At 61.2% G+C, this 12,597-nt stretch carries 13 protein-coding genes and 1 tRNA gene; 7 read left to right on the top strand and 7 right to left on the bottom strand.

Annotated elements, in window-relative coordinates; genetic code table 11:
* Positions 1–91: 91 nt before the first annotated feature.
* Together J5278_RS16945 and J5278_RS16950 are read left to right on the top strand one after the other, a co-directional pair.
* Positions 92–790, top strand: coding sequence for an orotate phosphoribosyltransferase (locus J5278_RS16945; RefSeq protein WP_209182846.1), 699 nt, complete (start codon positions 92–94; stop codon positions 788–790).
* A 78-nt stretch (positions 791–868) separates the two neighbouring features.
* Positions 869–1,795: a carbohydrate kinase gene (locus J5278_RS16950; protein ID WP_209182738.1), complete on the top strand. Its 927-nt coding sequence runs from the start codon at positions 869–871 to the stop codon at positions 1,793–1,795.
* A gap of 60 nt (positions 1,796–1,855) precedes the next feature.
* On the opposite strand, the gene J5278_RS16955 is transcribed toward J5278_RS16950, so the two are convergent.
* From J5278_RS16955 to J5278_RS16965, 3 genes are read right to left on the bottom strand one after another with little or no spacing between them, the layout of a single operon-like run.
* Positions 1,856–2,905: a proline racemase family protein gene (locus J5278_RS16955; protein WP_209182736.1), complete on the bottom strand. Its 1,050-nt coding sequence runs from the start codon at positions 2,903–2,905 to the stop codon at positions 1,856–1,858.
* Positions 2,906–2,919: 14 nt separating this feature from the next.
* Positions 2,920–3,630, bottom strand: coding sequence for an SDR family oxidoreductase (locus J5278_RS16960; RefSeq protein ID WP_142823910.1), 711 nt, complete (start codon positions 3,628–3,630; stop codon positions 2,920–2,922).
* Positions 3,631–3,640: 10 nt separating this feature from the next.
* Positions 3,641–4,891, bottom strand: coding sequence for an FAD-binding oxidoreductase (locus J5278_RS16965; RefSeq protein WP_209182734.1), 1,251 nt, complete (start codon positions 4,889–4,891; stop codon positions 3,641–3,643).
* A gap of 224 nt (positions 4,892–5,115) precedes the next feature.
* Between J5278_RS16965 and J5278_RS16970 the strand changes: the two genes are divergently transcribed.
* Complete coding sequence (locus J5278_RS16970; RefSeq protein WP_142823908.1) at positions 5,116–5,499, top strand: hypothetical protein; 384 nt, start codon at positions 5,116–5,118, stop codon at positions 5,497–5,499.
* Between the two features lie 424 nt (positions 5,500–5,923).
* Here J5278_RS16970 and J5278_RS16975 read toward each other — a convergent pair whose 3' ends face one another.
* Positions 5,924–6,802 carry an aldo/keto reductase gene (locus J5278_RS16975; protein WP_209182732.1) on the bottom strand — a complete coding sequence of 293 codons (879 nt, stop codon included), beginning with the start codon at positions 6,800–6,802 and terminating at the stop codon, positions 5,924–5,926.
* A 386-nt stretch (positions 6,803–7,188) separates the two neighbouring features.
* On the opposite strand from J5278_RS16975, the gene J5278_RS16980 reads away from it, so the two are divergent.
* From J5278_RS16980 to J5278_RS16995, 4 genes are all read left to right on the top strand, one after another.
* The gene (locus J5278_RS16980) at positions 7,189–8,103 is read left to right on the top strand and encodes a DnaJ C-terminal domain-containing protein (RefSeq protein WP_142823906.1); all 915 of its coding nucleotides are present in this window, start codon (positions 7,189–7,191) and stop codon (positions 8,101–8,103) included.
* A gap of 3 nt (positions 8,104–8,106) precedes the next feature.
* Positions 8,107–8,439 (top strand): chaperone modulator CbpM, encoded by a 333-nt coding sequence (locus J5278_RS16985; protein ID WP_142823905.1) that lies wholly within the window; start codon positions 8,107–8,109, stop codon positions 8,437–8,439.
* A gap of 212 nt (positions 8,440–8,651) precedes the next feature.
* Positions 8,652–9,365 carry a hypothetical protein gene (locus J5278_RS16990; protein WP_209182730.1) on the top strand — a complete coding sequence of 238 codons (714 nt, stop codon included), beginning with the start codon at positions 8,652–8,654 and terminating at the stop codon, positions 9,363–9,365.
* Between the two features lie 307 nt (positions 9,366–9,672).
* Positions 9,673–10,191 (top strand): DUF992 domain-containing protein, encoded by a 519-nt coding sequence (locus J5278_RS16995; protein ID WP_209182728.1) that lies wholly within the window; start codon positions 9,673–9,675, stop codon positions 10,189–10,191.
* Positions 10,192–10,269: 78 nt separating this feature from the next.
* On the opposite strand, the gene J5278_RS17000 is transcribed toward J5278_RS16995, so the two are convergent.
* From J5278_RS17000 to J5278_RS17010, 3 genes are all read right to left on the bottom strand, one after another.
* The gene (locus J5278_RS17000) at positions 10,270–10,665 is read right to left on the bottom strand and encodes a hypothetical protein (RefSeq protein WP_142823902.1); all 396 of its coding nucleotides are present in this window, start codon (positions 10,663–10,665) and stop codon (positions 10,270–10,272) included.
* 228 nt (positions 10,666–10,893) lie between these two features.
* Positions 10,894–10,970 (bottom strand) — tRNA-Arg (locus J5278_RS17005).
* A 122-nt stretch (positions 10,971–11,092) separates the two neighbouring features.
* A complete protein-coding gene (locus J5278_RS17010; protein WP_247749751.1) occupies positions 11,093–12,562 on the bottom strand; it encodes a HAMP domain-containing sensor histidine kinase in 1,470 nt (489 codons plus the stop codon).
* Positions 12,563–12,597: the final 35 nt, after the last annotated feature.

Consider the following 12,597-nt stretch of genomic DNA (forward strand, 5'->3'; position numbering starts at 1 on the left):
TAATTTAAGCCCGTAAACGTGGTCGCCTTCTGGAAACCGCCGCGCCTTGCTGCTATGCCGCAGGCAACGTTCAAAGCCTGAGGAGAGCCGCATCATGCAGACGACATTTCCCGACCGCGCCGTGATGGCTGAACTTCTGGCAAAGATGCTCTGGGAAATCAAGGCGGTGCATTTCAACGCCGAGACGCCCTACAAATTTGCCTCGGGCATGGCCAGCCCCGTCTATATCGATTGCCGCAAACTGCTTTCCTATCCGCGCGTCCGCTCGACGGTCATGGACTTTGCTGCCAGCGTTCTGTTGCGCGATGCAGGCTTCGAGCAGTTCGACTGCATTGCCGGCGGCGAGACGGCGGGGATCCCCTTTGCAGCGCTGCTCGCGGACCGCCTCGGCCTGCCGATGATCTATGTCCGCAAGAAGCCGAAGGGCCATGGCCGCAACGCCCAGATCGAAGGCGACATGCCGGCTGGCGCGCGCGTGCTGGTCATTGAGGACCTGACGACGGCCGGCGGCAGCATGTTCACATTCATCGACGCGATCCGGGCTGCCGGCGGCATCGTCGACCACGCGATCGCGCTTTTTTACTACGGCATTTTTGACGAAGGAGCGTTGCGGTTTGCCGACGGCAAGGTGCGCTTCCATCATATCGCCACATGGCGCAACGTGCTTGCCGTCGCCAAGGCGCAGAAGCTTTTCGACGACAAGACGCTGTCCGCCGTCGAGGCGTTTCTCGATGCACCGCTCGCCTGGTCAGGCGCGCACGGCGGCATCACCCAGCTTTCGGCGACGTGACGCTTTGCATTTCTTCGAAATCGCTCTAACCGTTTTTGACAGTGTACAAGATAGAGACACGCTCTCTGGGAGGCCGGAATGATATTGTGCTGCGGCGAAGCTTTGATCGACATGCTGCCCCGGGAAACGACGCTGGGTGAGAAGGCCTTTGCGCCCTATGCCGGCGGTGCGATCTTCAACACCGCTATCGCGCTCGGTCGCCTTGGCGTCGAGACTGCCTTCTTCACCGGCCTTGCCGACGATATGCTGGGCGAAATCCTGATCGAGACGCTGAAGGCGAGCAACGTCGATTCCAGCCCCTGCGCCATCGTTTCGCGGCCCAGCACCATCGCCTTCGTGAAGCTGGTCAACGGCCAGGCGACCTATGCCTTCTACGACGAAGGCACCGCCGGCCGGATGATTACCGAAGCCGATCTGCCGGACCTCGGCGACACTTGCGAGGCGCTGCATTTCGGCGCCATCAGCCTCATCCCCAGCCCTTGCGGCGAAACATACGAGGCCTTGATGGCGCGCGAGCAGGCCCGCCGCGTCATCTCGCTCGATCCGAATATCCGGCCGGGCTTCATCAAGGACAAGCCGGCCCATATGGCGCGTATCAAGCGCATGGCGGCTATGTCGGACATCCTCAAATTCTCGGACGAGGATCTGGAATGGTTCGGCATGTCCGGCGACCATGACCAACTGGCCTCCCATTGGCTCGACCATGGCGCCAAGCTGGTTGTCATCACCAAGGGAGCCGAGGGCGCGACGGGATACACCAAGTCGCAGAAGGTTTCCGTGCCGAGCGAACGCGTCACGGTGGTCGACACAGTCGGCGCCGGCGACACCTTCGATGCCGGCATTCTCGCCTCGCTGAAGATGAACAATCTGCTGACGAAGGCGCAGGTTGCCTCGCTCGACGAGAAGGCATTGCGCGATGCCCTGGCGCTCGGCGCCAAAGCCGCCGCCGTCACCGTATCGCGCGCCGGCGCCAATCCGCCATGGGCACGGGAAATCGGGCTTTAGAAGGCTAGATACCCTCATCCGTCCTTGGGGCACCTTCTCCCCTAGGGGAGAAGGGGAAGGTTATTTACCTGCGCCGATCTCGCCGGCGGAGGGGCCCCAGACGTCCGTCAGCGCGAAACCTTGAGCCAGAGGATCGAAGGGGTCCAGCGACACCTGCGACAGGCCGAAGGTGAAGCCTCGGCCGGTGATTGTCGGAATGATGGCGGGCTTGCCGGCTACCTCCGTAACGGCGGAGAGGCCAACTTCGAATTCCGACCCGATGATCGAGCGCGACTTGAAGACGTCGCCGACCTTTGCCTTACCGCGCGCGTGCAGTGTCGCGAGATTGGCGGAGTTGCCGGTGCCGCAGGGCGAGCGGTCGACCCGGCCGGGCCACATCGTGGTGCAAGTGCGGATGGCACCGTCGGCATCGATATCGCGGAACATCACGTAGGCAACGCCCGAGATCGCCGGGATTTCCGGATGGACGATGGCCATCGTACGGTTGATACGATCGCGCAGGACCATGCCAACTTTCACCAGCTCGGCCGCCTTCGACGTCTCGATGGTGAGGCCTACCTGTCCGACATCGACCAGGGCGTAGAAAATGCCGCCATAGCAGATGTCGACGCTGATCGCGCCCCATTCCTGCGTGTCGAGCAGCACGTCGAGTTGGTGGACGAAAGATGGCACCATCGTCAGCCGCACTTTCTCGCAGCGGCCATCGCGGCAGGTGGCAACCGCCCGAACGAGGCCTGCGGCGGTGTCGAGCGTGACTGTGGTTTCCGGCTCGTGCATCTCGACGATACCGGATTCCAGCAGCGCCGTGGTGACGCAGATCGAGTTCGAGCCGGAGCTCGCATGGGCCTGGTCGGGCTGCAGGATGATGAAGCCGGCATCTGCATCCGGGTGCTTTGCCGGCAGCAGCAGGTTGACGGAGCCGATCGGCGCGCCGCGCGGTTCGAGCACCAGGAAGCGCCGGAGCTCTTCGCCTTTCGGATCGGTGTTCATCCAGTGCAATTGCTCGGCTATCGTATTGCCAGGGATCTTCGGCACCCCGCCGATCGCGACCCGGCCGATCTCACCTTCGCAATGAACATCCAGCAGCTGGATCGTCCGCTTCCATCTCATATCATCTTCTCCAATCAGACGTGCCGGGTGACGCCGCCGTCGACGCGGATATTCTGCCCCGTGATGTAACCGGCGCCATCGGACAGCAGGAAGGCTGCGGTCTTGGCGACCTCCTGCATCTGGCCAATGCGCTTCATCGGGATCTTCTCGGCCGTCTCAGGCTTGTGGGCGAGGCTATCGATGTAGCCCGGCAACAGGCAATTCATGCGGATATTGTCGGCAGCGTAGCGATCGGCATAGAGCTTCGTGAAGGCACCGGCTGCGGCGCGGTAGGCGCAGGAGACCGGGAATACTAGCGAGGGCTCGTATGCGGCGAAGGTGGTGATGTTGACGAAGGCACCCTTGCCTTGGCGCAGCATGACCGGGGTGACCAACCGCGCCATGCGCACGACGCTGAGCACCATCATGTCGGAGCCGAGCGTCCAGTTCTCGTCGGAGATGTCGAGGAGATCGCCCTTCGGCGGATGGCCGGTATGGTTGACCACCGCATCGATGCGACCATAGGTCTTCATGGTCAGGTCGAAGATTGCCTGGATGTCTTCCGCCTTTTCCGCCACGCCGCGCGAGGCGACGCCGCCGAGTTCGGCAGCCAGCTTCTCGCAGCTTTCGGAGGGCGACATCAGCGCGACACGATAGCCGGTGGCCACCAGTTCGCGGGCGATCGCCTCGCCCATGCCCCGGCCGCCGCCGGTAATGAGAGCGACTGGCTTTTGGGTATCGGACATCGGCTTTCTCCTAATAACGGTTGATGCGGAACGGCGTCATATCGATCGACGGTTTCATGCCACCGATCATATCCGCCATCAGGCGGGCTGTCGTGGCGGAATAGGTGAGACCGAGATGACCGTGACCGGTTGCATACCAGACGCCCGGTAGTCGGGAGGACGCGGAAATGATGGGGATGGTATCCGGCAACGAGGGGCGATGGCCCATCCAGTCGGTGGCCTCCTCTACCTTGAGGCCGGGCAGCGCCCTCTGGGCATGGCGGACGAGGACGCGGGGACGGCGATAATCCGGCGGCGCATCGAGGCCTGCAAGCTCGACGTTGCCGCCGACGCGGATGCCGCCGGCGGTCGGCGTCACCATGAAGGCGCGGGCCGGCCAGATGATCGAGTGGCGCATGGAAATGCCGGGGGCCATGATCTGCGTGTGATAACCCCGTTCGGTCTCGAGCGGGATAGGCTCGCCCAAAGCCTTGGCGATCACCCGCGTCGGCACGCCGGCAGCAACCACCGCATCGTCGGCATCGAGCCTGCGGCCATCGGCGAGCATGACTGTGACACCGCCGCCCGCCCGGCGCTCAATCATGGTGGCTTCGCCGGAGACGAAGCCTGTACCAGCCGCTTTCGCAGCATCGACCAGCTTCAGAACCAGATGATAGGGATTGCGGATGGACTTGTTGTTCGGCAGCAGCACCGCCTTGGCAATGTGGGGAGAGAGGGCCGGTTCGAGAGCGCGGAGGTCGGCACCGCTGACGACCGAATGCTCGAAACCATAGCGCTGCATCATCTCCAAATGGCCGCGATCGCCCGCAAATTCAGCCTCGGTTTCGTAGATGGCAAGGCATCCGTCCTCGGTCATCAATTCGGGTGCGCCTACAGCATCGAGCATGGCGCGAAAATCGGCAAGTGCAGGAGCCGACAGGGCCATCCCGGCATCCTCGATCTGACGCAGACGCGATGGACGGCCGGCGGCGAGGAAACGCAGGAACCACGGCAATATCTTTGGCGCATAGGAAGGCCGTAGCCAGACGGGCCCTTCCGGATCGAGCAACCAGCCCGGCATCTTGCGCCATGTCGAGGGGCCGGAGCCGGCGGCAAAATCGAGCGCGATGCTGGCCATGTTGCCAAACGACGTGCCCCTCCCCGGCTCGCCCTTGTCGACAAGCGTCACCCGGTGGCCACGTCGTTGCAGTTCGAAAGAGATGGCAGCGCCGACAATGCCGGCGCCGATGACGATGGTGGTCTTCCGGGTGTTTTCCGTCATGGGCCTGCATATCCGAACACGGCTGCGCTGCGCAGCAAATCAATCGCAGAGATATATCAGGCGCTGCCCTGGTGCCTATAGATTTTTGAAAGACTGGACCTCACCATCCCAGACGTCCGATGGAGCGAATGGCCGGTAGAAACGATGGCTTTGTCGGGAGATGGTGAAACCAAATTGCCGGTTGCGACGTAAATGGCTTTGTATCAACCGACCAGAGGTCAAAGATGAAGCCGTTGCTCCCTGCACTCCTTGCGCTCGCAGCGCTCCTTCCAGTCTCCGCCCGGGCCGAAGCTATGACGGACAACGATATCCGCAGCGATATCATTGGCCGCACGATCTATCTCGCAGCCCCGCTCGGTGGCGAAATGCCCCTTACCTACCACAAGTCCGGAACCGTCGACGGCAATGGCGAGGCGGTCGGCCTTGGCAAGTTCATCAAGCCGAACGACGTCGGGAAATGGTGGATCAAATCAGACCGGCTCTGCCAGCAATTCAAAACCTGGTACGACGGCGCGCCGATGTGCTTCGTGCTCGAACGGGACGGCGCCGGCAAGGTCAAATGGACGCGCGACAACGGCCAGACAGGCGTGGCGCGTATTGGAGACTGATATTAGCTGAGCTGGAAACTTAAAGAGCCCGACGCGGGAGGAGGATGCGTCGGGCTCTTAATAGAGATCGGCAACTGGGAGGAGGAGTGCTGCCGATCGAAGAAGGAAGCGCTGGGAGGAGGAGTGCGCTGCCTTCGAAACAATAGATACAGTCACTGCCCGCTTTTTAAAATGACTGACATTGCATTGCAGCAATGCGCCTGATGCATGAGTAAGTCAGGCTTATTGAGCCAGCGCCTGCATTAGAGCATGCCTCTGCGACAATTCGCCTAATTAGCAGCCGAGAAAGTGAGCGTTTGAGATATTGACAGAGCGGCGGGCAAATGCTCGCACGACTGTATGTCTATGGGTTTCGTGAGATAATGCCGAAAGTGACGGCGTTGCTTTTGTCACTTTCGGCTGTTGTCACTTTCGCCGCTCTGACTCAGGCGGCCTTGAAGACCTTCCTGCCTTCCGCGTCGAGGGCCTTGAACTCATCCTCGGACAGGGTGAAGTTCACCGCCGCCACGTTCTCTTCCAGATGCTTGACCTTTGACGTCCCGGGGATCGGCAGCATCACGGGACTGCGCTTCAACACCCAGTCAAGCGCGATCTGGCTCGGGGCTGCGTTGTGGCGCTTGGCGATGGTATCCAGCAGCGAACCGGGCTTGGCGAGATCGCCGGCGGCGAGCGGGTACCAGGGAATGAAGCCTATTCCGTGCTTCTCGCAGTAATCGAGCACGTCTTCGCTGGTGCGGTCGACGAGGTTATAGCGGTTCTGCACCGTCGATACCTTGAAGACCTTCGAGGCGGCTTCGATCTCGGCCACGGACACCTCGCTCAGGCCGGCGTGGCGGATGATCTTGTCGTCCAGCAACGACTTGATGGCATCGAACTGTTCCTTCGCCGGAACCTTTGGATCGATGCGGTGCAATTGCCAGAGGTCGATCTGTTCGACACCGAGATTACGCAGGCTCTTGTGGGCTTGCTGGATGAGATATTCGGGGCGACCGACGGGTATCCAGACCTCAGGACCGGTGCGCGTCAGACCGCCCTTGGTGGCGATCACCATCTTTCCGTAGGGGTGCAATGCCTCCTTGATTAGCTGCTCTGAGACATCAGGGCCGTAGGAATCGGCGGTATCGATGAAGTTGACGCCAAGCTCGGGCAGTCGCTTGAGGGTGCGGATGCTTTCCTCGCGATCGGCGGGGTCGCCCCAGATTCCTTTACCTGTGATGCGCATAGCGCCGAAACCAAGACGGTTGACGGTGAGATCGCCGCCAATCTTGAAGGTCCCGGACTTGGATGCATTCAATTCGGTCATGATCGTCTCTTTCTCAATCTATCTTTCGGAAATTCTTCGAGGCCGGCGGCATGTCCTGCGCAAGGCCATTCGCTGCCCGGCGTAGAGGGAGATGGGTAGGCGGGACGAAGATACAACAAGCGACGCCGAAACGGCTGGTTCTAGCCCTCCGCGATCGTCGTCACTGACCGCTCCCCGGATGCAGTACCGTCGTCCCCTGTCGGACCGGCAGCGATCGTGTGAATTGGCCGGGGGCTTCCATGCCAAGCCGCTGGTCTTCTGCGGAAAAAAGGCTTCCAATGGTGTGAACGGCGGCATCAATGCCTATCTGTGATTCGATAGGCCCGGGAAGCGCGCCGACGAGGTAGTTTCTGCCGGGCTAAATTCTTTACGAGACGGAGAAATCCATGAGTGGTGATCCCTACCAGCTTCTCGGCGTCAAGCGGGACGCGGCGCAGAAGGACATCCAGAGCGCCTACCGCAAGCTCGCCAAGAAGCTTCATCCGGACCTCAATCCGGGAAACAAGCAGGCAGAAGAAAAATTCAAGGAGGTTTCGGCCGCCTATGCGATCCTCGGCGACGAGGAACAGCGGGCGCGCTTCGATCGCGGAGAAATCGATGCCGGCGGCAGCGAAAAAGCTCAGCAGCGCCAGTATTACCGCGACTATGCCTCGAACGAAGGACGCGGCGGGCCTTACCAGAACAGCGGCGGTTTTGCCGACTTTGGCGGTGCTGACGATATATTCTCCAGTTTCTTTTCGCGCCGTGGGCAGGGAGCCCAGCAAATGAAGGGCCAGGATAGACGCTTTTCGATGGAGGTCGACTTTCTCGACGCCGTCAACGGCACCAAGACGCAAGTCAAATTGCCGAACGGCCCGTCGCTCGACGTGCAGATCCCGCCGGGCACCGCCGATGGCCAGACACTGCGACTGCGCGGCAAGGGCGATCCGGGCTTGAACGGCGCTCCGGCCGGCGACGCGATGATCGACATCAAGGTCCGGCCGCATAAATTTTATGTGCGGGACGGAGATGACATCCGCTTCGACATGCCGATCAGCCTGCGTGAGGCGGTGCTGGGCGGCAAGGTGCGTGTACCCACGCCATCGGGCGCCGTCGCCATCACGCTCGCCCCGAACTCGAACACGGGCAAAGTGATGCGCCTGAAAGGAAAAGGCGTTCCCAAGCGTGGCGGCGAACATGGCGACGCCTATGTCACATTAAAGATCGTGCTGCCCGAGACACCGGATGCCGAACTGACGGCCTTCGTGAAAGACTGGGCAGCCGGGGAGAAACACGAACCCAGAGCCAGCATGGGAGGCTGAACCATGGACGATCGTGAATTCCGCCAGTCGCTGCATATCGAAGTCTCGGTTCTTGACGTCTGGATCGAGCAGGGATGGCTTGTGCCCGATGCCACCGAAGGGGGAAGAGCGTTCCGCGAAGCCGATGTCGCGCGCGGCAGGCTGATACTCGACCTGATCGAGACGATGGGGCTCAACGAGGCCGGTGTCGATGTGGTGATGGAACTCGTCGACCAGGTCCACGGCCTGCGCGGCACGCTTCGCGATCTGGTCGATGGCATCAAGGCGCAAGGCGACGAGGTGCAACAGCGCCTCATCGCCGAGATCGAGCAGCGGAGAGATTTTCACAACAGCTGAGCTGAGGCCCGTCAACCTGCGCCGATTGACGGGCAAGCTCCGGGCAAGCCCTTTCGCCTAGCCTTGGGACAGTCGCGCTGCCGGCGCTGCGAGGGTTGTCCGGGGGTACCACGCAGTGGCCCTTTCGCAACTACCTCCTCGCAAGCGGCAGCGTTCACACGCCAGGCCGAGCACGCAAACGGGCGGGCTGGCATCGCCCAGGAAAGCCCCAGATGGTTACCGCCCTCTCCTCCACGCGACTGATCGCCGCCCAACTGGCACTCAAGGTTTTGACCTCCGGGGATACCAACAGCGACAGCAGCGGCAGCGGCACGTCCGACAGTTCGCTGCTAGACGGATCGAGCGTCGGAAAAAATGTCTCGAGCCTGCCGTCATCGGCTCAGGCATCGCTTGCCAGCATGCTCAACAGCCTGTCGAACAGCCAGTCCGACGAAACTGCGACGACATCCTCGACAGACAACTCGGACACGGCGAGCACCGACATCACTACGACCTCGTTCATGGCACTGCTGAAGCAGAACCTGACGGCGACCGCAGCCGGAACCAGCGACGGCGCAAAACAGGCGAAGGCGATGCTGGATGCGCTCAACGCCGGCACCCTCAGCGTTTCCGATCCGACACACGGAGTATCGATCGCTGCCTGGGATCCAAAATCGAAAACCAGCAGCAGCGCTGACGCAACCGCGACAGCCAATAGCCCCAAAGCCATCCCGACCAGCGACTGGAACGACTATCTGAAGGCGCATCTGCAGCGCAACGGCGACGGCACGCTCAGCCGCGCCGCCGACAACAGCTTCATCGACAAAACCACCGGCAACGCCGCCTATTTCGGCCAGGTCGGCACGCAGTTCTACTATCTGAGCTGGACAGGCGCCAACAGCACTTCCAGCACAGGCACTCCTGCGACAGACGCTGCCACCGCCTGACGGCCGCTCTTTCCGGCCCCATGCCTAATGCAGACCCGGCGGCACATCAAATTCCAGGGCGTCGCTTGCTTGGCACAATTGCTGGCGGCAATATTTCGAAGCGGCAACGCGCCCGCCTTCGAAATGTCCTAATGAAGGATGAACGCTGATCCTGGGCTCATGGGATCCGTTAATCAATTTTTGGCGAACACACCGGCTTCATCGTTCTGATCGGGAACCTGCTCGCGGCTCATCCGTTAGCAATCGCGATATTCATTAAAGACTACCCGGCGTTTGGCGCCGATACGACGATAAACAGGAGAGAAAAATGAAAAAGACAATTGCAATGGCGCTGGCCGCCGCATCGCTGACCTTCGCCGTTGCTCCGGCTGTGTCTGCTGCCGACATGGTCACCAACTATGAAGATCAGGACAACAGCAACGGCGTCAAGATCGGCTACCTGACCTGCGATATCGCTGGCGGTGTCGGCTACGTCCTCGGCTCGGCCAAGAGCGTCGATTGCACCTATACATCTGCGAACGGTAGCGGCCGCGTCGATCACTACACTGGCGCCATCCGCAAGTTTGGTGTCGACCTCGGCTTCACAACACGCAGTCGTCTGGTCTGGGCTGTGTTCGCACCAACCGCAGGCTATCACCACGGCGCACTTGCCGGCCTCTACCAGGGTGCCACTGCTGAAGCCACCGTCGGCGCTGGCGTCGGCGCCAACGTGCTCTTCGGCGGCACGACAGGTGCAATCCACCTGCAGACAATCAGCGTGACCGGCCAGCTCGGCCTGAACATCGCTGCCACCGGCACATCGATGACGCTCGCATCCGCCAGCTAAGTCCTCAATACCGAAAAACGCCCGTTCTGCCGCCGCAGCACGGGCGTTTTTTTATGGTCGCCGTTGTGATCGTTGGCGCTATCTGCGTGTCCAGGTCTCCATATTGACCTTTTTAGCGCCACCATAAGTCCAGACGCCCTGCCACGTTCCGTCGGGCTGTTCGAAATACATGGCGATGCCAAAATTGTTCTTCGATGCGTATCCGACCGAGATTGCCGTGTCGTCTGACGATGCCGGCCCCATCTCAAAGCGGTCGCCGGTAAACTTCGCACCGATCCCCGTACCGACAAATTTTTCGCCGGCAATGGTCCATTGCACATCGTAGGTACCGCCGGTGCGGCTGACTTTTACGGTCCCGGAATAAGCGCTCCCATCGCCGCTTCCGGTCACGTCGAACGTTCCGGTAGGGTCGGCGAGCGCCAGTGCAGGCAGAGCAAGCAATATGCAGGAAGTCATCAGCGTACGAAAAAGCATCTCGTCCTCCGGGATCACAGTGGCATTTACAGCCCTGAGAGTAGCTCAACCGGAGCTCGCTTTCGCGATGGTTCTGTAGGTAGTGCCGGTTCATTTTCGGCTGTGTCGCGTGCGTGGAGATGCGCAGGAGTTCGACACAAACGACAGGGTTTCAGGAGCCTGGCGATCAAATATCGATCTTACGCGGCTTCTGTCACGACACTTGCATACACAAACATTAGGAGAAAATGGCGCACCCGGAGCGATTCGAACGCCCGACCCCCAGATTCGTAGTCTGGTGCTCTATCCAGCTGAGCTACGGGTGCGGAAGCAAGTGGCTGAGCCGCTTGCGTGGCGATCCTCTAAAACGTCCGCAGAGTGAAAGCAAGCGGATTTCTCGAAAATCTGCTGTTTTTCGGTTGGCGACTGTGGAAAGCGCCGAACTTCCTCAGGTTTCGGTGGCGCTGCGGCCGCGATAGGCCTCGAGGGAAATCGGGCGGTCCGGGATCTCTATACGGAACTGGGTCCCAGGGGACGGCTTTTCGACAAGAGCGATGGTGCCGCCATGGGCAAGCACCAGCTCGCGGGCGATGGTCAGGCCGAGACCGGTGCCACCGGAGCGCGCCGAGCCACGGAAGGCCGTGAACAGGTTTTCCCGCGCCTTCGGAGCCATGCCCGGACCGGTGTCGTCGATGGTGATCCCGACGACACTACCGATCCGGTGGGCCGCGACAGTGATGCGGCGAACGCTCTGCGGCTGCTGCTCTCCATAGGCGATGAGTGCCTGATGGGCGTTGCGGCAGAGGTTGTGGATAACGCGGAAGAGTTGCTCGCTGTCGGCATCCACCTCGAGCTCGTGGGACACCACCTCGACGAACTCGATGCCGCTTTCGGGATCGATCGCCATGATGTCCCTCACCTCGGCGGTGAGATCGTGGAGCTTAAGGCGACGGCGGCGAGGCGCCGATTCGGATGCCTGGCCATAGGATAGCACCTCGTTGGTATAACCGACGGCGCGGTCGATGGTACGCAGCAGCTTCGGCGCGAAACGCTTGACCATCGGGTCGTCGATGTCAGCAAGCCGGTCGGACATCAGCTGGGCGGAGGCGAGGATATTGCGCATGTCGTGGTTGATCTTCGACACCGCAAGACCGAGAGCGGCAAGGTTCTTCTGCTGCTTCAGCGTCTTCTGCAACTGCGCCTGCATCGTCGCCAGATGGCGGCCGGCAACGGCGAGTTCGTCGCGCCCGTCATCCGGCACCAGAACCCGCGCAGGATCCTCCGGATCGTCGGAGTAGGACTGCATGCTGTCGGTCAGCTTGCGGATCGGCTTGATCATGATTCGGTTGATGGCAAAGAAAATCAGGGTTGCGGTGAAGAAGGAAAGCAAGAGCGAAAGAAGCAGCACGTTTGTCGAATAGCGCAGCATGGCCTTGCGCAGGCTGGCGTCCTTGAGCACGACCTCTACGCCCATTTTCGTTTCCCCGACCGGGCCGTAGACGCGCATGATCCGCTCGCCGCCGAACAGCAACGTATTCAGCGCATCGTGGACAGCCGTCGGCAGCGAGACGTCGGTCAGGTCGAACTGGTCGTCGACGGATGTCGGCATATCGGCGGTGGCAAGCAATCGCGAGGTGCCGTCCTTGCGCAAGATGATGGCCCGGGTGCCGGTCGCCATCAGGGTTTCCTTCTGCAGCGAACGCGGCAGCTCGACGGGCTGCAGGCCGTCGATAACGATCGCCGCAGCCGCAGCTGTGTTGAGGCGGTCCTGCAGCCAACGCAGCCGCATATAAGCGACAGAGGGCACGAAGATCAGGATTTCCGCGACCATGACGAAAACGACGGTCAGCGACAGGAGCTTGCCGGACAGGCCGCCAAAAAGACCGGTCGGTCGCGACGCGCATATCCTGGTACCCATGCCGGCTTTGGTACCCAGCGGAAATTTCATTTCCG

Origin of the sequence: Rhizobium sp. B21/90, assembly GCF_019355815.1 — a bacterium.
Lineage (GTDB): Bacteria > Pseudomonadota > Alphaproteobacteria > Rhizobiales > Rhizobiaceae > Rhizobium > Rhizobium rhododendri.